Raw genomic sequence first — 23,049 nt, 5'->3', positions numbered from 1 at the left:
CCATGCTGCTCTCCGCCACCCCGCCGCCCGGACCTCGGCCCGCACAGGAGACACGGCTGCGGGAGGAGGCCGCGCGCCATCGCGGGCTGACCCCGCCCCGTACGCACCCCCTGGCCAGCATCACCTGGCTCGGCCCGGCCGCCTCCAATCCGGCGCTGGCCTACCGCACCACCGGCGACCGGGTGCACCTGGACGAGAGCCGGCGCTGGATCGAGGCGGCGGTGCGGCTGCCGCACTGGGGTAAGGCGCACATGCCGGACCACGATCTGGACGCGGGCTGGCTGCTGCACCACCTCTCGCTGGCCTACCGGTGGATCGGTGACGCCCTGCCGGACGGTGTGCGGGCGCTGCTGCGGTACAAACTGCTGCTGCAGGGCCGGCGGATGTTCGAGTTCGCGGTGGCGAGCGAGGGCCGCTGGTGGTCGTCGTCGTACTGGCAGAACCACAACTGGATCTGCTACGCGGGCCTGGCGACCGCCGGCTACGTCCTGGGCAAGGAGGAGTGGACCGAGCGTGCCAAGGACAACCTCGGCACGGTCCTGGACCTGATGCCCGAGGACGGTTCGCACGCCGAGGGCGTCGTGTACTGGCGTTACGGGGTGCCGTTCCTGGCGATCCACCTCGACCTGCTCCAGGAGGCCGAGGGCGTCGACTGGTGGGACCGCGGCGGCTTCCTCGGCGCCACGTTCCGCTACCGGCTCCATCAGACCGCGCCCGGCTTCGCGTTCAACGTCGACCACGGCGACTGCCACGACCGGCGCAGCGGGCACAGCGCGGGCCTGTACTACCGGCTCGCGGCGCAGTACGGGATTGCGGAGGCCCAGTGGATGGGCGACCTGGCGTCCGATGAGCTGCTGTGGCAGGAGGCGGCGGAGAGCGGGGTACGGCCGGGAATCCTGCCGGAGGCCTATCTGGAGTACCTCTGGTACGACCCGTCCGTACGGGCGGAGCGGCCGGCCGAGACGCACGCCTACTTCCCGGACCTGGGGCTGCTCGCGGCGCGGACCGGCTGGGACGACGACGCCACGCTGGTGTCGTTCAAGGCGAGCCCGGGCGGCGGCCGCACGGCGTGGGACACGTCGGCGAAGCACCGTGCCGAGCTGGGGTGGGAGACGCTGAACCAGGGTCACCACCATCCGGACTCAGGCTCGTTCGTGCTGATCTCGCAGGGCGCCTTCCTCGCCGTGGACGAGGGTTACAGCAACCGCAAGCGGGCGGCGCACCACAATCTGCTGCTGGTGGACGGGCACGGGTACGCCGACGAGGACCGGTACCACGTCTACGAGGGCATCCCGTACGAGCGGCAGGCCGGTCAGCGCGACGTGCTGGCGGACGGCGAGGGCGGCTGGGCGCACGCGACGGCGGAGATCGCCGCGATGTACGACCCCGGGCTCGGCATCGGGCGCCTGGACCGGACGCTGGTGTTCACCCCGTCGGGGCGGCTCGTCCTGCTGGACCTGGCCGAGGCCGCCCAGGAGCGGGAGTGGACGTTCCTGCTGCAGACCGACCGGCCGACCGAGCCGCGCCCCGACGGCGGCAGGCTGATCAGGTCGGGGACGGCCACGGCTCTGGTGCGGCAGTTCGCGCCGGGCGACGCCTCGTTCGTCTGCGAGGTCACCGAGGTCGAGGCCAATCCGACGTCCAGTACCCCGGAACTGCGCCTTACCCGCACTCTGCACACACTGCGCGCCACCACCCCGCGGTCCCGCGAGGCCCTCTTCCTCACCGCTCTGGCACCGGGAGGGACGCCGGGTGGTGAGAGCGTCGCGTGCCAGGAGGGGCAAGGCGTCGCCTTCGCCGAGGCCGGGGAGACCGTCCTGCTGTCCCCCGCGCTCCGGCGCATACGCACGGACCAGCTCGACGCCGACGCCGCAGCCGTGCTGCTCGGCGCCGACGGCACGGCGTACGTGGTGCGGTGCACGCGACTGGAGCTGGCCGGGCGCGTCCTCGTCGACGCCCCGGAGCCGTACACAGGAAAGGTCGGCTGACCATGCGGGCAATCCTCCCGTCCGGCGGGACGGCGCTGCTGCGCCGGCTGGAGTTCATCGCGTTCCCGGCCGCCGCCGGAGCGGCGTGCACCGTGCTGTCCCTGGGTGTGGTGACCTGGCTGCCCGCGCTCGCGGCGATGGGGTACGCCCTTCAGCTGTGGCGCACCGAGGGCGACAGCCGGGTGTTCGCCAACGCGTTCGCGGCGTTCCCCCGCTACTGGCGGGCCCTGTGGCGGCACGGGCTCCTGTCGACGGCGGCGGCGGTCGTCCTGTCCGCGAACATCGTGTATCTGCTGGGCCGTTCCGAACCGTGGACGTTCGTCGTGCTCGCCGCGCAGGTGGGCATCGCCGCGGCTCTGGTCGTCCACCACGTCGCTCTGGCCGCCGAGGCGGGCCGGGACCGGGAGGGCTCGCCGCGCGTCTGGTCGGCCGGAGCCCTGGCGCTCGGATTCGGATCCCCGGCCCGTGGCACGGCGCTGCTCGGCGCCGTCGTCTCGGCCGTACTGCTCTCGCTCTTCGTTCCGCTGGGACCGCTGCTGCTGGGTCCCAGTGTTCCCGTACTCCTCGCTCTGTCCTTCGCCGATCCCAGGAGGCACACCTCATGAGCCGTGTACTGCGTACCGCCCTGGTCGCCGCGCTCGCCGCCGGCGTCCCGCTGCTTCTCGCCCCGCCCTCACCCGCCGCGGAGGCGGCGACCGCGTACTACGTCTCGCCGTCCGGTGACGACAGTGCGGCGGGGACGTCGGCGGGGGCGCCGCTCGCCACGATCCAGCGGGCCCTGGACCTGGCGCCGTCGGGCTCGGTGGTGAACCTCGCGGCCGGCACGTACCGGCAGGACGTGGTCACCACGCGCGCCGGGGTCACCGTCACGGGTCCGTCGAACGCCGTGGTCAAGGGTGCGGGCGACAGCCGGATCATCCAGGTGCGGCACGACTCCACGACCCTGAGCGGCTTCACCGTCGACGGGCTGCACGGCTCGGCCGACGAGGTCGCGGGCTACCGCCTCAAGCTCATCTATGTCATGAGCACGACTCCAGGGAACGGTGTGGGCGCTCTGCGCATCACCGGAATGACCCTGCGGAACGCGGCCGACGAGTGCCTGCGGCTGCGCTACCTGGTCACCGGCGCGGAGGTGGACGGCAACACGATCTCCGACTGCGGGGTCGCCGACTTCAAGTTCGGCGGGGGCGGCAAGAACGGGGAGGGGATCTACCTCGGCACGGCCCCCGAGCAGCAGGGCGCCAACGGGGCGCCGGACGCGGCGGCCGACGTCAGCAGGAACAACCGCGTCCACCACAACACGATCGCCACCCGGGGCAACGAGTGTGTCGACGTGAAGGAGAACTCGACGAACAACTACGTGGAGTACAACGACTGCAGCGGCCAGAAGGACCCGAGCTCGGCCGGGCTCGACGCGCGCGGCAGCGGCAACATCTTCCGCTGGAACACCGTGCACGACAACCTGGGCGCGGGCGTCCGGCTCGGTGGCGACACAGCGACCGACGGCACGGGGACGAGCGTGTACGGCAACACCGTCACCGGCAACGCGGGCGGCGGCATCAAGTTCATGCGCACCCCGCAGGGCCCGGTGTGCTCCAACACCATGAGCGGCAACACCGGCGGCGACGCGGTCGGTACCTACGCGAGCGAGTACGACCCGACCGGCGCGTGCCCGCAGTGACCGCCCGGGGGCCCGCGAGACGCGGGGTGATCACGGCAGCGGCGGCGGGGGTGGCCTCGGTCGTGGCGGCGCCCGCCGCCGGCGCGGCGCAGCCCGACGGGTCCGGCCGGCCGGCACGGGCGGGGACCTGGACCACGTCCTGGGCCACGGCACAGACCTCGCCGACCGCGGCGGACACGGTGGCGGCGGCCGGCCTGACCGACGGGGTGGCCACCGCGACCCTGCGCCTCTCGGCCGGCGGCCGAGTGCGCCTCAGATACGGAAACGCGTTCGGGGCCGTGCCCCTCCTGGTCGGGCCCGTGAGGGCCGCTGGGCGGGCGGTGACGTTCGCCGGGCGGCGGCAGGCGTGGCTGGCGGCGGGCGCGTCCCTGACGAGCGATCCGGTCGACGGACTTTACGCACCCGAGGCGTCGGCGCTGACGGTGGAGACCCGGCTCCCGGGGCCCACCGGCCCTCTCTCGTTCCACCGCAACACCCATGCCTCGCACACCGTCGACGGGGTCCGTACCACCTCGGTGTTCCTGCTGACAGGCGTCGAGGTGACGGGGGCCCGCGGACCCGTCGTCGCCGTGCTCGGCGACTCCCTCGCGGAGGGGGTCGGCACCCCTGACGACGCCGATCTGCGCTGGCCCGACCAACTGGCCCGGCGGCTTCCGGGCTCGGCCGTCGCCAACCTCGGTGTCAGCGGGAACAGACTGCTGCTGGACGACGACCGGTTCGGCCCCGGCGGCCAGGCCCGGTTCGACCGCGATGTGCTCTCGCTGCCCGGCGTGCGCACGGTGCTGGTCCAGCTCGGTGTGAACGACCTCCAACAGCCGCCGGGCCTGACGGACGCCTCGCTGGTGCTCGACGGCTACCGCCAGTTGGTGCTGCGGGCCCGAAGCGCGGGGCTGCGGATCGTCGGGGCGACCATCACCCCGTTCGAGGGCTGGATCCGCTGGACGCCCGAGCTCGACGAGGTGCGCCGGCGGATCAACCACACGGTGCGCACCGGTCGGCTGTTCGACGCCGTCGCCGACTTCGACACCGCGCTCCGCGACCCCACGCGTCCGTCACGCCTGCTGCCCGCGTTCGACAGCGGCGACGGCCTGCACCCCGATCCCTCAGGTCACGCCGCGCTCGCCGCGGCCGTCGACCGCCGACACCTGCTGTGAGGACACCGAAGATGACCCCAGCCACCGGCACCACACGCCGCACCGTCCTGGCCGGAGCGGCGGCGCTCGGCGCGGCCGTGACCCTGCCCCTCGCACTTGGGCCCGTAAACGCGTACGCCGCTTCGGGAGAGGCGGGCGCCCTGCGGGAGCGCTGGCACACCCTGCTGACCGGGGGCCCCGCGCTCGACCTGTCCGACGAGCGGATCGCCGCCGCCGTGGCCCGGACCGGCCGGGCGGCCGACACCGCGGTCAAGGGCCTCGACCCGGCCCGTACCGACGGGCTGTTCCCTGACCTGACCAGCACCACGCTCTCCAACCACGTCACCACGTCCTTCAAACGGCTCGCCGTCGTCGCGACCGCGTGGGCCGTCCCCGGCACCCCGCAGCACGCCGACCCGGCCCTGCGCGACCTGCTGCTGGCCGGGATCGACTGGATGCTGACGAACCGCTACGGTCCCGGGCACACCAGGTTCGACAACGACTGGGACTGGGAGATCGGCTCGGCACTCGCGCTGAACGACAGCGCCGTCCTGCTGTACGACGTGCTCGGCGCGGAACGGCTGGAAAGGGTGACGGCCGCGGTGCGGCACTACACCCCGGACCCGAACCTCTGGCGGGCCGACCGCCAGATCGCCACCGGCGCCAACCGGGTCTGGGTCTCCACCGTCGTAGCCGTCAACGCGGTGCTCAGGGACGACGGCGACGGCCTGGCACGGGTGCGTGACGCTCTTTCGGACGTCGAGGGTTCGGGCGCGAACAGCGTCCTGGCGTTCAACGACAGCACGGACGGCACGGCGGGCACCGGTGAGGGCTTCTACGCCGACGGCTCGTTCCTTCAGCACTACAAGCACCCGTACAACGGCGGATACGGCAAGGAGCTCCTCAACAGCCTGTCCCGGCTGCTGAACCTGCTGGCCGGCACCGCCTGGACGGTCACCGACCCGGACCTCGACAACGTCCGGACCTGGGTCCACGAGGGCTTCGAGCCGCTCCTCGCCCGGGGCGATGTGATGGCGTCGGTCTGCGGGCGGGAGATCGCGCGTCCCAGCAAGCAGGGCCACGCGTCGGCGCAGACCGTGATCGAGGCCGTGCTGCGGCTGATCCCCGGCTTCCCCGGCGAGGCGGCGGACGGGTTCACCGCTCTGGTCAAGCAGTGGATGGCGGAGGACACCTACCGGGACTTCCTCGCGGTCACCGACCCGGCGTCGCTCGTCGCCGCGCTGGACGCCATCGGGTCCCCCGTCCCCGCACGCGGCCCGCTCACCGTCCACAAGCAGCACCCCAGGATGGACAAGGCGGCGCACCACCGGCCGTCGTTCGCGCTCGGCATCTCGGCGTACTCGAGCCGGATCTACAACTACGAGTCGATCCAGAACGAGAACCTGCACGGCTGGCACCTCTCCGACGGCATGGTGCTGCTGTACACCGACGACCTGGGGCACTACAGCGAGGACTACTGGCCCACGGTCGACCCGGCCCGGCTGCCCGGCACCACCGTCGTGGCCGGCAGGCCCGCGGACTCCGCGGGGCAGCGCACGACGAGCACGGCCGACTGGGCCGGCGGCACCGCCCTGCCGGGCACGACACTCGGCGCGTACGGCATGGAACTGCGCGCGTACGGAAGCACGCTGCGCGGTCTGAAGAGCTGGTTCTGCCTGGACGACGTGATCGCCTGTGTCGGCTCGGGCATCAGCGGCGGTGCCGGCACCGTGGAGACGGTCGTCGAGAACCGCAAGCTCGGCGACCCGAGCGCGGCACTCCTCGTCGACGGCGTCCCCGTGTCCGGGGAACCCGGCTGGTCCGCGCGGCTGGACGGCGCGCGGTGGCTGCACGTCGAGGGGACCGGGGGGTACGTCTTCCCGGAGCCGGCCACGCTGCACGGCCTGCGTGAGGAGCGGACCGCCACCTGGCGGGAGATCAACCTCAAGTACGGCACGGACGCACCGGTCACCCGCCCGTATCTGACGCTGTGGCAGGACCACGGCACCTCGCCCGAGGACGCCGGGTACTTCTGGCTGCAGGCCCCGGCGGCGTCCGCCGCGCGTACCCGGCAGTGGTCGGCGGCGCCCCCGGTGGAACTGCTGGCCCGCTCCGGCGCGGTGCACGCCGTACGCCGGGCCGCCGACGGACTGGTCGCCGCGAACTTCTGGGGCGCGGGAGCGGCTCAGGAGCTGAGCTGCGACGGCCCCGCCTCGGTGCTGGTGCGCCCGGAGGGCAGGACCCTCACGGTGGCCGTGTCGGACCCGACGCAGCTGCGGTCCTCGGTCGTCCTCGGCCTGGACAGCCCCGGCCTGAAGGTCGTCGCGGCTGATCCCGGGATCAGCGTGACCCCGTCGGGCCGGGGTCTGCGGATCACCGCCGACACGGCCGGCCTGCACGGCGCGACCCTCGGCCTCACCCTGAAGAGGAGCTAGACCCTTGCTGTTCGACATGCCCCTGGAGCGTCTGCGCGAGTACCGGCCGGAGCCGGAGGAGCCCGCGGACTTCGACGCGTTCTGGGAGAAGACACTGGGCGAGACGGCCCGCCACGGCCTGGACGCGGAGTTCGTGCCGTTCGACGCCGGGTTCGCCACCGTGGACGTGTTCGACGTGACGTTCCGCGGCTGGGGCGGGCAGCGGATCAAGGCCTGGCTGATGCTCCCGCGCGTCCGCTCGGGCCCGCTGCCGGCCGTGGTGCAGTACATCGGGTACAACGGCGGGCGCGGCATCCCCTACTCCTGGCTGACCTGGAGCGCCCTCGGCTACGCCCATCTGGTCATGGACAACCGGGGCCAGGGCGGCGGCGGGAAGAACACCGCGGACACACCCGACATCGGCCCGGACGGCCACGGCTCCTCCTCCCCCGGGTTCGTCACGCGCGGCATCGAGGACCCCTGGCGGCACTACTACCGCCGTCTCGTCACCGATGCCGTGCGCGCGGTGGACGCGGCGAAGGCGCACGCGGCCGTGGACCCCTCACGGGTCGCCGTCATCGGCGGCAGCCAGGGCGGCGGCCTCGCGCTGGCGGTGGCCGGGCTCCGCAACGACCTGGCGGCGGTCCTGGCCGACGTGCCGTTCATGTGCCACTTCCGGCGCGGCTCGCAGATCACGGATGCCGGCCCGTACGCGGAGATCGCCCGCTGGCTGTCCGGGCACCGCTTCCGGATCGAGGAGGCGATGGAGACCCTGTCCTACTTCGACGGGGTCAACTTCGCGGCGCGGGCGACCGCCCCCGCGTGGTTCTCGGTGGGGCTGATGGACCGGATCTGCCCGTCCTCGACGGTGTTCGCCGCGTACCACGCGTACGCCGGCCCGGCCGAGCTGGAGGTGTTCGCGTACAACGGCCACGAGGGCGGCGCGGAGTACGACCTGCCGCGCAAGATCGGGGCGCTGCGCGGGGTGTTCGCCGGGTAGGCGCTGTCACCGGCCCAGCGCCGCCATGGCGGCGTTGTGGCCGGGCACCCCGCTGACACCGCCACCGCGCACCGCGCCCGCGCCGCACAGCAGGACGTTGGCGTGCGCGGTCTCCACGCCCCAGCGGCCGGTGTCCCCGGTGGCGTACGGGAAGGAGAGGTCTCGGTGGAAGATGTGGCCGCCGGGCAGCCCCAGTTCCCGTTCCAGGTCGAGCGGAGTCTTCGCCTCGATGCACGGCTTCCCCGTGGCGTCGAGGGCCAGGCAGTCGGTGATCGGCTCCTCGAGATGGGCGTCGAGTTCGGCCAGCGTCGCGTCGAGCAGGGCCGCGCGCGCCGCGTCGTTGTCCGCCTCGAAGAGCCGGGCGGGGGTGTGCAGGCCGAAGAGGGTCAGGGTCTGGTAGCCGCGGGCCACGAGGTCGGGGCCCAGGATCGACGGGTCGGTCAGTGAGTGGCAGTAGATCTCGGAGGGCGGGGCGCCGGGCAGTCGTCCGGCCGCCGCCTCGCGGTAGGCCTCGGCCAGCTGTTCGTACCCCTCGGCGACGTGGAACGTTCCGGCGAAGGCCCGGCGCGGGTCGACGGAGCGGTCCCGCAGCCTCGGCAGCCGCGTGAGCAGCATGTTCACCTTGAGTTGGGAGCCCTCGGCGGCGGGCGGCGGCTTCTCCCCGAGCAGCCCGGCCAGAGCCTGCGGCGACGCGTTGACCAGGACCGTGCGTGCCGCGACCACGTGCTCGCCGTCAGGGGAACGGACGGTGACCTCGGCGCGGGTGCCGTCGGTCTCGATACGGGTCGCCTCGTGCAGGACACGGATCTCGGCTCCCGCGGCCGACGCGGCTTCGGCCAGTGCGTCGGTGAGCGCGCCCATGCCTCCGACGGGTACGTCCCAGTCGCCGGTGGAGTTGCCGATCACGTGGTAGAGGAAGCAGCGGTTCTGGAGCAGGGACGGGTCATGGGCGTCGGCGAAGGTGCCGATCAGTGCGTCGGTGAGCACGACGCCGCGTACCAGGCCGTCGGCGAAGTTGTCCTCGACGGCGGCGCCGATCGGCTCCTCGAACAGCATGCGCCAGGCTTCCGCGTCGTCGACGCGCGCACGGAGGGCGTCGCGGGTCACCAGGGGTTCGGTGAGTGTCGGGAAGACGCGCTCGGCGACCCGCTGTGTCGTTCCGTAGAAGCGCTGCCAGGCCTCGTACTCGCGGTCGTCGCCCGTGAGCGCGGCGAAGGAGCTCCGGGTCCCGTCGCCGCCGACGAGCAGCCCCGTGGCCCGGCCGCCGCGCACGGCCGGTGTGTACGAGGAGACGGTGCGCTTGCGTACGGCGAAGTCGAGGCCGAGCTCGCGCACGATCTTCCGCGGGAGGAGCGAGACGAGGTAGGAGTAGCGGGAGAGCCGGGCGTCGACGCCCGCGAAGGGGCGGGTCGAGACGGCGGCTCCGCCGGTGCCCGCGAGGCGCTCGAGGACGAGGACCGACTGCCCGGCGCGGGCGAGGTACGCGGCGGCCACCAGGCCGTTGTGGCCGCCGCCCACGACGACCGCGTCGTAGTCGGCGCGCGCGGGTGTGCCGGGCGGGGTCATCTGGTCTGCGGACATGCCCCTTCGTAACACGCGCCGATCGTCCGTGGACAGAGGGCGGATCCGCGCGGTGCGACACCGGGGCACCGGAAACCTGTGGGCGGCGAGGTGCCGGCTGTGACAGGGTGCTCGCCCGGAACGACCGCCACCCGCCACGTCCCGCTCCGCGGGACGCCCGAGGAGACGCATGGACACCCCCGCACGTCTGATCCCGCTGCTGGAACAGTTCGACTGGGCGCGCGAGCGGCTCACCCACCGGTTGACGGGCCCGACGGCCGACAGCGGCAGTGGTACGGAGGTGGAGGTCGCGGCGCTGACGGACGCGGAGTACCTGTGGGAGCCGGTGCCCGACTGCTGGTCGGTCCGGCGGCACAGCGCGGGCCCCGGTCCGGGCGCGACGGCCCTGACCGGCTCCGGCGACTGGGGGCGTGACACGGCTGCGTCCCCGCATCCGTCGCCGCCGCCCTTCACCACCATCGCGTGGCGTCTGAGCCATCTCAGCGAGCTGCTGGCGCTGCGCGCCGACCACACCACGGGCAGCCACGGCATGACCCGCGGCGACTACCGCGTGGCGGGCGACGCCGCGGGGGCGGTCGCGGACTTCGAGGCGTCGGCGGACGCGTGGCGTTCGGCGCTCGTCGGCGCCGACGACACCGCGCTGGACACCGTCGGCCACAGCACCTACCCGTACGGCAGCGACCCGGAGGACCCCTTCGTCGACATCGTCTGGTGGGTCAACCAGGAGCTCCTGCACCACGGGGCCGAGATCGCCCTGCTCCGCGACCTCCACCGTGCGCGGGGCGCCTGCGCCTGACGTCAGCGCGGGGGTGCACCGCGCCGCCGGCGCAGGTCGGCGACCCTTCGGTAGAGGTCGACGGCCTCCGTGCCGCGACCGAGCTGTTCGAGGCAGTGCGCCTCGTCGTTGCGGCCCGCGAGCGTGTCGGGATGGTCGGGGCCCAGGACCCGTTCACGGGCCTCGGCGACCGCCCGGTACTCGGTCAGGGCATCCGCCCAGCGGCCGAGCCAGCCCAGGCCGACGGCCGTCTCGCGCCGGCTGACGAGCGTGTCCGGGTGGTCCGGCCCCAGGGTGCGCGAGCGGATCGCGCACACCTCGCGCGACTCGGCGAGCGCCTCCTCCCAGCGCGCCGTCCGCCCGAGGTTGACGCCCAGGCCGTGGCGCGCGCGGAGGGTCTCGGGGTGGGACGGACCGCTGACCCGGGCGCGGTCGTCGGCCAGGGCGCGGTACAGCTCCAGTGCCTCGGCGGTGCGGCCCAGCCGGCCGAGGCCGATACCCACCTCGTAGCGCGCGGAGAGGGTGTCGGGATGATCGGCGCCCAGGACCCGTTCGCGGGCCTCGGCCACGTCGAGGTAGGTCTGCAGGGCCTCGGTCCAGCGGCCCAGGCGGCCCAGCGTGTAGGCCACTTCGTACAGGGTGACCAGGGTGTCCGGGTGCTCGGCGCCCAGGACCCGGGCGCGGCTGTCCGCCACCTCACGGGCCATGCGGTACGAGTCCTCGACGCGGCCGAGCCTGCTGAGGTTGAAGGCGAGGTTGTGACGGCAGCGCAGGGTGTCGGGGTGGTCGGGGCCCATCGAGCGCTCCCGGGAGGCGAGCACCGCGGCGTACACCTGGTGCGCCTCGAAGTGGCGTCCGAGGCGCCCGAGGACGTACGCGGTCTCCTGCCGTGCCGCGAGGGTTTCGGGGTGGTCGGGGCCCAGCGCCCGTTCCCGGCCGTCGGCGACCCTGCCGAACTCGCGCAGGGCGTCCTCGGCCCGTCCGGTGCGGCTGAGGGTGAGTCCCACCTCGTACCTGCTGGCGAGGGTGTCGGGGTGGTCGGGGCCGAGCGCGTGTTCGCGTTCGGTGGCGACCGAGCGGTGCACCTCTCCGGCCTCCTCCCAGTGGCCGAGCCGCCCGAGGTCCACACCCGCGCTGTGCCGGTTCGCCAGGGTGGCGAGCAGCTCGGGCGACGGGGTGGGGCGGCCGGTCCCCGCCCGGGGGAAGGCGCCGGTGAGGGCGGAGCCGGTGGCCACCGTCCAGGCGACGGTCAGTACGGTCGCGTGGTCGGCGGCCGCGGTCCCCGCGGGCGGCTCCGAACCCAGAGCCCTGTGCCCGGGGGTCATGTCGCGGGTCCAGGACGGCAGCCGGGCCGCGCCCGCGACGATCCGCCCCACCGGTGGGGCGGGCGGGCCCCCTACGACGGCGGGCTGCTCGCCGCTGCGGCCGACGGCGATGCGCTGCCTCAGGTCACCGGCGTCGGCGGGCCGCTCCCCGGGTGTCTTGGCCAGCAGGTCGAGGACGACACGGTCGAGGAACCGGGGCAGTTCGGCCCGGCGGGCGCGTGGCGGCTCGGGCACGGTGTCGCGATGTCCGACGAGGACGGCCCAGGCGTCCTCCATGTCGAACGGCGGCACGCCCGTGGCTATCTCGTACAGCACGCAGCCCAGGGAGTAGAGGTCGCTGCGGTGGTCGACCTCCCCGCCGCTGATCTGCTCGGGCGACATGTAGTGCGGGGTGCCCATGGCGATACCCGTGCCGGTGAGCCGGGAGCTGAAGCCGATGTCGTGGCCGAGCCTGGCTATCCCGAAGTCGCAGATCTTCACCGCCCCGTCGTCGAGCCGCATGATGTTGGCCGGCTTGAGGTCGCGGTGCACGATGCCCTGCTGGTGGGTGTATCCGAGCGCGTCGGCGACCTGGTCGGCGATGTCGACGACGTCCTCCACCGGCAACGGGTGCTGCCTGTTGTCCTCCAGGAGCTGACTGAGGTTGCGTCCTTCCAGAAGCTCCATGACCAGGTACAGGACGCCGTCCGACTCGCCGAAGTCGTGGACGACGGTGACACCGCGGTGCTGGAGCGCGGCGGCGACCCGCGCCTCACGGCGGAATCGCTCGCGCAGGATGCGGGTGAAGTCCTGGTCGTGCTGCGGCCCCATCGGCTTCAGGCACTTGACGGCCACCTGGCGGCCCAGCGCTTCGTCCCGCGCGCGCCACACCTCGCCCATGCCCCCTCGCCCGATCAGGTCGAGGAGCCGGTAGCGGCTCTGGAACAGTCTGGTGTCCGCCATCGCCTGTCGTCGCCCCCGTCTGCTTCACTGCCCGCTGCCTACCGCTGTGCCCTCCCCGGCCCGTCCAGTATGGCGCCCTGTCTGCGGAGTTCGTACGGTGCGGGACGGCTGCCGGGACCGAGGCGTGCCATCGCCTTCGCGACGTGACCGGGCGGCAGCCGCCTTCGGAGGCGTCCGGGGACCCGTCGCAGGAGGGACCCCGCCACGCGCAGGCGGCGGTCGACCGCGGCCGGCGGCGGTGCGGTCCTGCCGTACAGCTCATGGGCGTACGGGGGCAGGGAGTCGTAGGCGAGGGCGGCCACGTGCCGCCACAGGAGGGCCCGTGCCGGGATCAGCGGGGCCGGGACGGGTGGGCTGCGCAGGAAGTCGTCGACGTCCGAGGCATCGGTGCCGGCGGCCGGCCGGGGACGGATGCCGGCGAAGTAGGAGGCGAGCGCGGCGGTCGATCCGGGCACGGCGGGCGGGTCGAGGCCCGGCCCCTGACGCGGCTCAGCGCTTGACCGCCCGCAGGACCACGAACTTGGGGTCACCCGCCACGGTGACGCAGTTGCCGAAGATCCGGCGCAGCTGTGTGTGGTAGGCGAGGTGCCGGTTACCGACGACCCAGAGCTCGCCGCCCTGCCGGAGCGCGGTGCGTGCTCCGTGGAACATGTTCCGGGCCGTGGCGTCGGTGACCGCCTGGTGCGAGTGGAACGGCGGGTTGGTGAGGACCAGGTCGACGCTTCCCGGGGCCACGTCCGCCATCGCGTCACCGACCAGGAAGTCCGCCTCGGCATCGGTGTTCGCCCGGAAGGTCTCCTCGGCCGAGGCGACCGCCTGGTAGGACTCGTCGATGAAGGTGACGGACGCGGCCGGGTTGGCGAGCGCCGCGGCGGTACCCACCACACCGTTCCCGCAGCCGAGGTCGACGACGCGGTCGGGGCCGGTCCGTGTGGGGAGGTGCTTGAGGAAGAAGCGGGTGCCGATGTCGAGGCGCTCGGCGCAGAAGATCCCGGCGTGGTTGGTGACGGTCCGGCCGGAGACCGCACCGACGTCGTCGGGCAGGTCGTAGTGGTAAGGCCAGGGACTCGGCGTCCTGGGCAGGGCCGGGTCCGGGGTGCAGAAGATCAGCCGTGCCTTCTTCACCGCGAGGGAGGTACGGGTGGGCCCGATGATCCGCTCGAACAGCTTGAGGGTGGAGGTGTGGATCTCCTTCACCATGCCGGTGCCGATGACGACGGTCCCGGCGTGCACGGCGGGCGCGAGCCGGTGGAGCTGGTCCTCGAGCAGCGCGAGGTTCTTGGGCACCCGCACGAGCAGCAGGTCCACCCGCTCGGGCGGGGTGTCGCGCGCCGACAGCATGCGCACGGAGTCCGCGGCGGCGCCGTTGCGCTCCAGGTTGGCGAGGGTCGCACGCCGGGAGAGGTACGAATCGGAGATCTGTACGGGACCGTGCGCGGCCAGCACGGTGGCGAGGGCGCCCCAGCGGTCGCCGACGACGGCCACGGTGCCGGACGTACGGACCGGTTCGCTCCCCTCGTCGCCGTCCAGCCGCCGCAGCAGGTACTCGTCGGCGGCGTCCCAGGCGCGGAGCTGGTCGCGCGGGTCCTCGGGAAAGCGGGCCAGGTCGAACTCGCCCTGTGGTGTCGTCAAACGGTTCATATGCGGTTCAGGCTAACCGAGTGGCGGGGAGCACCCCGCACGCTCCCCGGCCCGCGAGGTGCGCCGCCGGGGCCTACGGGAGCCGCTCGTCCATGGCCGACCGCCCTTCCTCGGACAGCGTGCGCCTCGCCCACTCCAGGCTCTCGGGGCTCAGATCACGCCCGGAGACGAGAACCAGGTCCTCCGCGCCGGGGTGGTCCTCGCCGCCGGTGTGCAGCAGGCGGTCAAGGGTCACGCCCCGGACCTCCGGCGCGGATACGGGATCGGACTCATCGCTCATAACGCCTCCTCGTCCTGACGGTCGCTCTCCCGCCGGGGCGCCGTCCGCGCACCCGATGCCCCGGCGGCCACCGGCGATGTGTCACTTGACTTGCACATGATGAATACGCAACGTTCACACGACCGGCACCGTGCGTGTGGAAGGCTCCCGACGGAGCAGACAGAACCCGGCCACCACGACACCGTTCGCAGCCCCGGAGAGGACACCCCACATGTCCAGTCGTCGCCATTTCTACGCGCGTCCACTTCTCGCCACAGCCGCCTCGGTCGCCGTCCTCACCGGCGTCGCGGCCACCGCACCTGCGGCCACCCCCACGGCGGCCGCAGCCGGGACGTCGTCCCCGGCCACCACCCTGGACGACACCTACTACCAGGACGCCCTGGGCAAGACCGGAACCGCGCTCAAGGCCTCGCTGCACACGATCATCAGCGACCAGACCAAGCTCTCCTACGACCAGGTGTGGGACGCGCTCAAGGCCACCGACCAGGACCCCTCCAACTCCTCGAACGTGATCCTCCTCTACACCGGGCGTTCGCAGTCCAAGAGCGCGAACGGCGGTGACACAGGCGACTGGAACAGGGAGCACGTCTGGGCGAAGTCCCACGGCGACTTCGGCACCGCGACCGGCCCCGGCACCGACATCCACCACCTGCGCCCCGAGGACGTACAGGTCAACTCGATCCGCGGCAACAAGGACTTCGACAACGGCGGCAGCGCGGTCTCGGGAGCGGCCGGCAACTTCACGGACAGCGACTCCTTCGAACCGCGCGACGCGGTCAAGGGCGACGTCGCGCGCATGATCCTCTACATGGCGGTGCGGTACGAGGGCGACGACTCCTTCGCCGACCTCGAGCCCAACGACAGCGTGAGCAACGGCTCGGCCCCGAACATCGGCAAGCTCTCGGTGCTGAAGCAGTGGAGCCAGGAGGACCCGCCGGACAGCTTCGAGCAGAACCGCAACGAGGTCATATTCGACCAGTTCCAGCACAACCGGAACCCGTTCATCGACCACCCCGAGTGGGTCGAGGCCATCTGGTAGGGCGTCACACCGGTCCGGCCAGGGCCTGCGCGCAGCGCTCGACCGCCTCCTCGCGGGAGCCGTAGCGCGGCAGGTCCTGGCCGGTCCGCTCCCGCACGAGGTCCGGGGGGCCGAGCCGGTTCCCCGGATCCACCACGGCCGCGCGCCGGCCGTCGCGCGCGAGCCGGGCCAGGCCGGCGTGCAGCAGGGCGAGGGCGACGGAGTCCGCTCCCGTCACCTCGCGCAGATCGAGCACGACCGAACCGACCTGGCCGGGGCCCGACTCGTCCAGGGCGAACAGCACCCGCTCGGCGGCGGTGAAGTCGAGGGCGCCCTGCGCGGCGACGACTCCGACGCGTTCGCGCAGCGCCCTCTCCCGCCGGCCGGACGGGGCCGAGGGCAGCACGTCGGCGGTGGTGGCCAGGGTGACGGTCGAGCCCGGCAGCGCGGGGTTCCTCATCAGGTGGAGCCCCAGCCTTTCCGAGAGTGCGCCGAGCGCGGCCCGGCCGCGCACCGAGGTCCCCGCCGCGTCGAGCAACGGGCTGTAGGCGGCGAGCCCGAAGCGGGCGGGCCCGGCCGCGATCAGGCCTCCCGAGACGCCGCTCTTGGCCGGCAGGCCGACCCGGAGCAGCCAGTCACCGGAGGAGTTGTACATCCCGCAGGTGGCCATGACCGCGAGCACCTGCGCCGCGACGTCGGCGGAGACGACGGCCTCGCCGGTGACGGGGTTGACACCCCCGTGCGCGAGGGTGGCTGCCATCACCGCGAGGTCGACGGCGGTGACCCGCACCGCGCACTGCCTGAAGTAGGTGTCCACGGCGGCCACCGGATCGACGGGCAGGGTCCCCGTGCTGCGGATCAGGTAGGCGAGGGCCCGGTTGCGGTCACCGGTCGCGGCCTCGGACCCGTACACCTCCTCGTCGACGTCGAGCTTCCGCCCCGCGAAGCGGCTCAGGGCCGTCAGGACGCGGGTGAACGCCGGAGCGTCCGGGCGGTCGGGGACCAGCGCCGTGGTGACGATGGCGCCGGCGTTGACCATGGCGTTGGCGGGCCGGCCGGTGCGGGGTTCCAGGCTGATGGCGTTGAACGCCTCGCCGCTGGGCTCGGCGCCGACCCAACGGCCCACCTCGTCGAGGCCGAGCGAGGACAGGGCCAGGGCGTAGACGAAGGGCTTGGACACCGACTGCAGCGTGAAGGGGGTGCCGGCCGCACCGGCGCTGTACCGGTGCCCGTCCATGCTGACGAGCGCGAGCCCGAAGTCATCGGCATCGGATCGGGCCAACTCCGGGATGTAGTCGGCCCTCTCCCCCTCTCGCACACCGGCGAAGCGCGCGTGCAGATCACGCAGCGCGTCCGTCACCGCCTCGGAGGCACTCACGGGCGCTCCCGGGCCGTCCCGGCACCCTGCGCACCCTCGGGCGACCGGGACTTCCACACCGTGAGCGCGGCCATCGCACGTACCTCCCGAGGAGATGGGGCACAACTCGCTCATCCTAGGTTCAAAAGGTATGAATTGACTCGTCGAACCATCCGCTCCGAGTCAGGGGCGGCGACCCGGCACCGCGGACCCCGAACCCTCCGGGAGTAAACGATGGACACGGACGCCCTGACCCCCGGCCTCTTGCGGGAACTCCGCAGGACACGGCCGTACCCGGCCCTGTCCCTGACGATGCCGACCCACCGCAAGGCGCCGGACAACGCGCAGGACGCCGTGAGGCTGAGGAACCTGGTGACCGAGGCGGCCAACCGCCTGGAGGCCGACCCCCGCGTGAGCCGGGAGGCCGGGGCGGCCGTGAAGGCCCAGCTCGACCGCGCGGTGGAGGAGGTCGACCAGCGGCGCGCCCTGGACGCCCTGGTCATCCTGGCCGATGCCGACGAGTACCAGATCTGGCAGCTCCCCCGCACCGCGCCGGAACGCGTGGTCCTCAGCGACAGCTACCTCACCCGCAACCTGGTCTCGGCCAAGGCCCGGGCACGGCTCTTCTGGGTCCTCAGCCTCTCCGCCGAGCACGCGACCCTGTTCTCGGGCACGGACGACGGCCTGCGCGCCGAGCGGAAGGGCGGGTTCCCGCTCACCGCCCCGCACGAGGAGCCCAACCCGCAGCGCGAGGAGCGGATCGGCGACACCCCGAGCACCTACAGCAGCGAGGACGCCCGCAACTTCCTGCGCACCGTCGACACGAAGCTGCGCGGCGTCCTGGCGGCAGACCCCCGCCCCCTCTTCCTCGTCGGCCTCCCGCCCGCGCTGTCCCTGCTCGACGAGGTGGGCGAGAGCGCGGGGAACGCGGTCGGCCGGGCGACCAAGGGGACGACCGCGGACACGACGCCGCCCGAGCTGCTCAGGGAACTGGGTCCGGCCCTGGACGAATGGCGGAAGCGGACCGCGGCCGGGATCCGGGGCCGCCTCGACAAGGCCATGAGCGGCCGCGCCTTCGCCGGCGGACTCGACGAGGTGTGGGCTGCCGTCAGGGAGGGCCGAGCGGGCCTGGTCACGGTCGAGGAGCACTTCGAGCAGACCGCACGGGTCACCGACGGGCATCTGGAGCCGGTGGGCCCGGACGGCGCACCGGCCACGGACGGCCAGGTCCGCGAGGACGTGGTGGACGAACTCGTCGAAGCGGCGCTGGACAACGGCTGCGAGGTGGCGTTCGTCGCCGACGACTCCCTCGCGGACCACGGCCGGGTGGCGGCGGTCCTGAGATTCTGACGGCGTGTCCCGCGTGAGGATTATATGAAGTATGTCTAGGTTTGGCGCTCCGAAGTCGATCCCACAGAGTTGATCTCGTCGATCACGCTCTGCACGAAGGAGAGCCATTCATGGAGCGATTCAGGCGCGCATCGGCGGCAGCCCTGTTGACAGCGCTGGCACTGGCCGGCGCGGCGGGCGGGGCCGTCGCCTCGTCCGACGTCCCCGCACCGCCGTCGGGACAGAGCGCCGAGGACCTCATGGCCCGGCCGGCTCTCTCCGCGCACGCGACCGCGCGCACCGTCGCGGCCTGGGAGGAGTTCCGTGTCCACGGATACGCCCGGAACATCGGCTCCGGCACGCCGGTCACGCTCCAGCAGAAGCAGGGCAGGCGCTGGGTTGCCCTGCCGGCCACGATGAGGACGGCCGCCGGGGGCGGGTACAGCCTGCGGGTGAAGCTGGGCATCAAGGGCGAGAACTCCCTCAGGATCGTCGGCGGCGGCGCCGTGTCGCCCGTCGTCCTCACGACCGTGCACTGAACGACGGCGAACCGGGCCGGCCCGACGCCGGACCGAGCGGCTCGTCCCCGCACCTGACACGTGACGCGGCCGGCCCACCACTCGGAGGGCCGGCCGCATCACGTCGGCGCGGGGCACGCCTGGGGCACTCAGCCCTCCCAGGCCCAGTCGGCCACCTCGGGCAGGTCCGTGCCGTGCTTCCGGATCCAGGCGTGGTGCCGGGTCCTGGCATCCGCCATCGCCTGCCGCACGGCGACGGCCCGTACCCCCAGCCCGGGCACCCGGTCGATCACGTCCATGACCAGCCGGTAGCGGTCCAGGTCGTTGCGGACGACCATGTCGAACGGCGTGGTGGTGGTCCCCTCCTCCTTGTACCCCCGCACGTGCAGCTGATCGTGGCCCGACCGCCGGTAGGCGAGGCGGTGCACCAGCCACGGATAGCCGTGGTACGCGAAGATCACCGGCTTGTCCCGGGTGAACAGGGCGTCGTACTCCGCGTCGGGCATCCCGTGCGGGTGCTCGTCGTGCGGCAGCAGACGCGTCATGTCGACCACGTTGACGACGCGTACGGCCAGGTCGGGAAGGTGCGTCCGAAGGAGCTGCGCCGCCGCCATCGTCTCCAGGGTGGGCACGTCCCCGGCGCAGGCCAGCACGACGTCGGGCCCGCGGCTGCCGTCCTCGCTCCCGGCCCATTCCCACACCCCGGCCCCGCGGGCGCAGTGCGTGCGGGCCTCGTCGAGGGTGAGCCAGTCGAACGAGGGCTGCTTGCCCGCCACGATCACGTTGACGTAGTCCCGGCTGCGCAGCACGTGGTCCGCCGTGGACAGCAGCGTGTTGGCGTCCGGCGGGAGATAGACGCGGACGACCTCGGGGCTCTTGTTGAGGATGTGGTCGACGAAACCGGGGTCCTGGTGCGAGAAACCGTTGTGGTCCTGGCGCCAGACGTGCGAGGTGAGCAGGTAGTTCAGTGAGGCGATGGGCGCGCGCCAGTGCAGCCGCCGGGAGGTGCGCAGCCACTTGATGTGCTGGTTGACCATCGAGTCGACGATGTGGGCGAAGGCCTCGTACGAGGAGAAGAGACCGTGCCGCCCGGTGAGGAGGTAGCCCTCCAGCCACCCCTGGCACAGGTGCTCGGAGAGCACCTCCATCACACGGCCGTCGCGGACCAGGTGTTCGTCGGTCGGCAGGATCTCCGCCTGCCAGGCCTTGCCGGTGGCCTCGTAGAGCGCGCCCAGCCGGTTGGACTCGGTCTCGTCGGGGCCGACGACACGGAAGTCGCGGCGCCCCGCGGTGGCCGCCATGACGTCCGCGAGGAGTCCGCCCAGGACCCGGGTGGGCTCGTGGAGGGAGCCTCCGGGCCTGTCGACCCGTACCGCGTGGTCCTCCAGCGGCGGGATCGGGAGGTCGCGCAGCAGCAGCCCGCCGTTGGCGTACGGCGTCGCACCCAGCCGCGCCGTGCCCTCGGGGACGCAGTCCAGGACCTGGGGCGTGGGCCGGCCCTCGGAGTCGAAGAGCTCGTGCGGGCGGTAGGACCGCATCCACCGCTCCAGCTGGCGCAGATGCTCCGGATTCTCCCGGACACCGGGCAGGGGCACCTGGTGGGCGCGCCAGGTTCCCTCGACGGGCAGCCCGTCGACCTCCTCGGGCCCGGTCCAGCCCTTGGGGGTGCGCAGCACGATCATCGGCCAGCGGGGGCGCTCGGACGCACCCTCGTCCCGGGCAGCGCGCTGGTACTCCGCGATGCGGTCCAGTGCGAGGTCCATGGCAGCCGCCATCGCCCGGTGGACGGTGGCGGGGTCGTCACCTTCGACGTAGAGGGGGTCGTGGCCGTATCCGCGCAGGAGCGCGTCGAGTTCGTCCTCGGGCAGCCGGGCGAGGACCGTGGGGTTCGCGATCTTGTATCCGTTGAGGTGCAGGATCGGCAGGACGGCCCCGTCGTGCACGGGGTCGAGGAACTTGTCGGAGTGCCAGGACGCGGCCAGCGGCCCCGTCTCCGCCTCACCGTCCCCCACGACGCAGGCGACGAGCAGTTCCGGATGGTCGAAGGCGGCGCCGTAGGCGTGGGCGAGGGCGTAGCCGAGCTCCCCGCCCTCGTGGATGGAGCCCGGGGTCTCCGGGGCGACGTGGCTGGGCACACCGCCGGGGAAGGAGAACTGCTTGAACAGCAGCCCCATCCCCTCGCGGTCGCGGCCGACGTCGGGGTAGGTCTGCGAGTAGCTGCCCTCGAGCCAGGAGTTGGCGAGGACCGCGGGGCCGCCGTGGCCGGGCCCCCAGACGCAGAGGGCCTGAGTGCCGCGTGCCTTGACGACGCGGTTGAGGTGCGTGTGGACCAGGTTCAGGCCGGGTGAGGTGCCCCAGTGGCCGAGCAGTCTCGGCTTGATGTGCTCGGGGGCCAGCGGTTCGTCGAGGAGGGGATTGCCCATCAGGTAGATCTGGCCGACCGCCAGGTAGTTGGCGGCCCGCCAGTGCGCGTCGAGTGCCGCGAGTTCGGTGTCGGACAGGACGGGTACCGCGGGCGGGGTGCGTGCGTGGGTCATGAGGCGTGTCTCCTAGCGGGCGTCCGGTTCGGGGCCGTACCAGACGGTGGTCGCGTTGCAGAACTCGCGGATGCCGTGTCCCGCAAGCTCGCGGCCGTAGCCGGAACGCTTCACTCCGCCGAAGGGCAGTGCCGGGTGGGAGGCCGTCATGCCGTTGAAGAAGACGCCTCCCGCCTCCACGTCGCGGACACAGCGGCTCATCTCCGCCTCGTCCCGCGTCCAGACGTTGGAGCTGAGTCCGAAGGGGGTGTCGTTGGCGAGTTCCACGGCCTCGTCCAGGTCCGCCACACGGTAGAGCGTCGCGACGGGGCCGAAGGTCTCCTCGCGGTGGATGCGCATGGCGGGGGTGATCCCGGTGAGCACGGTCGGTTCGTAGAACCAGCCGCGGTCCAGGCCCTCCGGCCGGCCTCCCCCGCACAGCGCGGTGGCGCCCTTGCCGAGGGCGTCCTCGACGAGCTCCTCGAGGTCGGTGCGGCCCTGTTCGCTGGAGAGCGGTCCCACGTCGGTGGTCTCCTCCAGCGGGTCGCCGACGGTCAGGGCCCGCATCCCGGCCGTGAACCGCTCGGCGAAGGCGTCGTACACGTCGGTGTGGACGATGAAGCGCTTGGCCGCGATGCAGGACTGCCCGTTGTTCTGCACGCGGGCCGTCACGGCCGTGTCCGCGGCCTTCTCCACATCGGCCGACGGCAGCACGACGTACGGGTCGCTGCCGCCGAGCTCCAGCACCGTCCTCTTCACCTCGTCTCCCGCGACGGAGGCGACCGCCCGGCCGGCCGGTTCGCTGCCGGTCAGTGTCGCCGCGGCGACGCGGGGGTCGCGCAGGACGGCCTCGACTGCGCCCGAACCGATGAGCAGGGTCTGGAAGCAGCCCTCCGGGAACCCGGCCCTGCTGAACAGGTCCTCGATGTACAGGGCGGTCTGCGGAACGTTCGAGGCGTGCTTGAGCAGCCCGGTGTTGCCGGCCATGAGCGCGGGCGCGGCGAAGCGCATGACCTGCCAGAGCGGGAAGTTCCAGGGCATGACGGCGAGGACGGGCCCCAGCGGGCGGTAGTGCACCCTCGCCCGCGAGGCACCGGAGTCCTTGACGTCGGCCTCGTCGGGGTGCTCGTCGGCCAGCAGGCGTTCGGCGTTGGCCGCGTACCAGCGCATGGCCTTGGCGCACTTGGCGGCCTCGGCGCGCGCGGCCTTGACCGGCTTGCCCATCTCCGTGGTCATGGTGCGTGCGATGTCCCGCTGATCCTCGTCCAGGAGATCCGCGGCACGGTTCATCAGACGGGCGCGCTCGGCGAAGTCCGTGGTGCGGTAGCCGCGGAACGCCCGGTGCGCGGCATCGAGCCTGCGCTCGGTCTCCCGCTCGTCCAGTGCGTCGAATGTCCTGAGCGTCTCACCGCTCGCCGGATCGACCGTCGCGATGGGCATGGCAGCGCCTCCTTGCATCGTTCCTCGACCGTGCCGCGCCGAGCGGCGCGGCCCTCACACACACGTACCCGGCCGGGACGGATCATGCGTGCCGGGAGGCACACCGCCCGC

Annotated in this window: 17 protein-coding genes and 1 pseudogene; 10 read left to right on the top strand and 8 right to left on the bottom strand. The window is 72.8% G+C overall.

Annotated elements, in window-relative coordinates; all coding sequences use genetic code 11:
- The first annotated feature begins 2 nt into the window (after positions 1-2).
- From AB0I83_RS23245 to AB0I83_RS23220, 6 genes are read left to right on the top strand one after another with little or no spacing between them, the layout of a single operon-like run.
- Positions 3-1,988, top strand: coding sequence for a hypothetical protein (locus AB0I83_RS23245; RefSeq protein WP_363305966.1), 1,986 nt, complete (start codon positions 3-5; stop codon positions 1,986-1,988).
- Between the two features lie 2 nt (positions 1,989-1,990).
- Positions 1,991-2,593, top strand: coding sequence for a DUF624 domain-containing protein (locus AB0I83_RS23240; RefSeq protein WP_363305965.1), 603 nt, complete (start codon positions 1,991-1,993; stop codon positions 2,591-2,593).
- On the top strand, positions 2,590-3,669 hold the full coding sequence (locus AB0I83_RS23235; RefSeq protein ID WP_356532084.1) for a right-handed parallel beta-helix repeat-containing protein: 1,080 nt from the start codon (positions 2,590-2,592) through the stop codon (positions 3,667-3,669). Before AB0I83_RS23240 ends, AB0I83_RS23235 begins: the two co-directional genes overlap by 4 nt.
- Positions 3,657-4,823 carry a GDSL-type esterase/lipase family protein gene (locus tag AB0I83_RS23230; protein WP_363305964.1) on the top strand — a complete coding sequence of 389 codons (1,167 nt, stop codon included), beginning with the start codon at positions 3,657-3,659 and terminating at the stop codon, positions 4,821-4,823. Before AB0I83_RS23235 ends, AB0I83_RS23230 begins: the two co-directional genes overlap by 13 nt.
- Positions 4,824-4,834: 11 nt before the next feature.
- Positions 4,835-7,237: a polysaccharide lyase 8 family protein gene (locus tag AB0I83_RS23225; protein ID WP_363305963.1), complete on the top strand. Its 2,403-nt coding sequence runs from the start codon at positions 4,835-4,837 to the stop codon at positions 7,235-7,237.
- Positions 7,238-7,241: 4 nt separating this feature from the next.
- Positions 7,242-8,216: an alpha/beta fold hydrolase gene (locus AB0I83_RS23220; RefSeq protein ID WP_363305962.1), complete on the top strand. Its 975-nt coding sequence runs from the start codon at positions 7,242-7,244 to the stop codon at positions 8,214-8,216.
- 6 nt (positions 8,217-8,222) lie between these two features.
- Here the strand turns inward: AB0I83_RS23220 and AB0I83_RS23215 are convergent, their stop codons facing one another.
- Entirely contained in the window at positions 8,223-9,797 is a 1,575-nt protein-coding gene (locus AB0I83_RS23215) for an NAD(P)/FAD-dependent oxidoreductase (protein WP_363305961.1), read from the bottom strand.
- Between the two features lie 169 nt (positions 9,798-9,966).
- Between AB0I83_RS23215 and AB0I83_RS23210 the strand changes: the two genes are divergently transcribed.
- Positions 9,967-10,593, top strand: a complete 627-nt coding sequence (locus AB0I83_RS23210) for a DinB family protein (RefSeq protein WP_363305960.1) — start codon at positions 9,967-9,969, stop codon at positions 10,591-10,593.
- A gap of 2 nt (positions 10,594-10,595) precedes the next feature.
- Here the strand turns inward: AB0I83_RS23210 and AB0I83_RS23205 are convergent, their stop codons facing one another.
- The 4 genes and pseudogenes from AB0I83_RS23205 to AB0I83_RS23190 form a co-directional block, all read right to left on the bottom strand.
- Positions 10,596-12,839: a serine/threonine-protein kinase gene (locus AB0I83_RS23205; RefSeq protein ID WP_363305959.1), complete on the bottom strand. Its 2,244-nt coding sequence runs from the start codon at positions 12,837-12,839 to the stop codon at positions 10,596-10,598.
- A gap of 38 nt (positions 12,840-12,877) precedes the next feature.
- Positions 12,878-13,312, bottom strand: a pseudogene (locus tag AB0I83_RS23200) (oxygenase MpaB family protein); the annotation flags it as partial.
- 16 nt (positions 13,313-13,328) lie between these two features.
- Entirely contained in the window at positions 13,329-14,480 is a 1,152-nt protein-coding gene (locus tag AB0I83_RS23195; RefSeq protein WP_363305958.1) for a methyltransferase, read from the bottom strand.
- A gap of 73 nt (positions 14,481-14,553) precedes the next feature.
- The gene (locus AB0I83_RS23190; protein WP_363305957.1) at positions 14,554-14,760 is read right to left on the bottom strand and encodes a hypothetical protein; all 207 of its coding nucleotides are present in this window, start codon (positions 14,758-14,760) and stop codon (positions 14,554-14,556) included.
- Between the two features lie 211 nt (positions 14,761-14,971).
- Here AB0I83_RS23190 and AB0I83_RS23185 point away from each other — a divergent pair, with 211 nt between their 5' ends.
- Complete coding sequence (locus AB0I83_RS23185; RefSeq protein ID WP_356532099.1) at positions 14,972-15,799, top strand: endonuclease; 828 nt, start codon at positions 14,972-14,974, stop codon at positions 15,797-15,799.
- A gap of 4 nt (positions 15,800-15,803) precedes the next feature.
- On the opposite strand, the gene glsA is transcribed toward AB0I83_RS23185, so the two are convergent.
- Positions 15,804-17,156, bottom strand: coding sequence for a glutaminase A (glsA, locus tag AB0I83_RS23180; protein WP_356532101.1), 1,353 nt, complete (start codon positions 17,154-17,156; stop codon positions 15,804-15,806).
- 213 nt (positions 17,157-17,369) lie between these two features.
- Between glsA and AB0I83_RS23175 the strand changes: the two genes are divergently transcribed.
- On the top strand, positions 17,370-18,485 hold the full coding sequence (locus AB0I83_RS23175; RefSeq protein WP_363305956.1) for a chemotaxis protein: 1,116 nt from the start codon (positions 17,370-17,372) through the stop codon (positions 18,483-18,485).
- 110 nt (positions 18,486-18,595) lie between these two features.
- Positions 18,596-19,003, top strand: coding sequence for a hypothetical protein (locus AB0I83_RS23170; protein ID WP_363305955.1), 408 nt, complete (start codon positions 18,596-18,598; stop codon positions 19,001-19,003).
- 128 nt (positions 19,004-19,131) lie between these two features.
- On the opposite strand, the gene AB0I83_RS23165 is transcribed toward AB0I83_RS23170, so the two are convergent.
- Complete coding sequence (locus AB0I83_RS23165) at positions 19,132-21,519, bottom strand: phosphoketolase family protein (RefSeq protein WP_363305954.1); 2,388 nt, start codon at positions 21,517-21,519, stop codon at positions 19,132-19,134.
- A gap of 12 nt (positions 21,520-21,531) precedes the next feature.
- Complete coding sequence (locus tag AB0I83_RS23160; protein WP_363305953.1) at positions 21,532-22,938, bottom strand: NADP-dependent succinic semialdehyde dehydrogenase; 1,407 nt, start codon at positions 22,936-22,938, stop codon at positions 21,532-21,534.
- Positions 22,939-23,049 lie beyond the last annotated feature (111 nt).

This window comes from Streptomyces sp. NPDC049970 (genome assembly GCF_040660235.1).
Lineage (GTDB): Bacteria > Actinomycetota > Actinomycetes > Streptomycetales > Streptomycetaceae > Streptomyces.
This window is presented reverse-complemented; position numbering and strand designations above follow the sequence as displayed.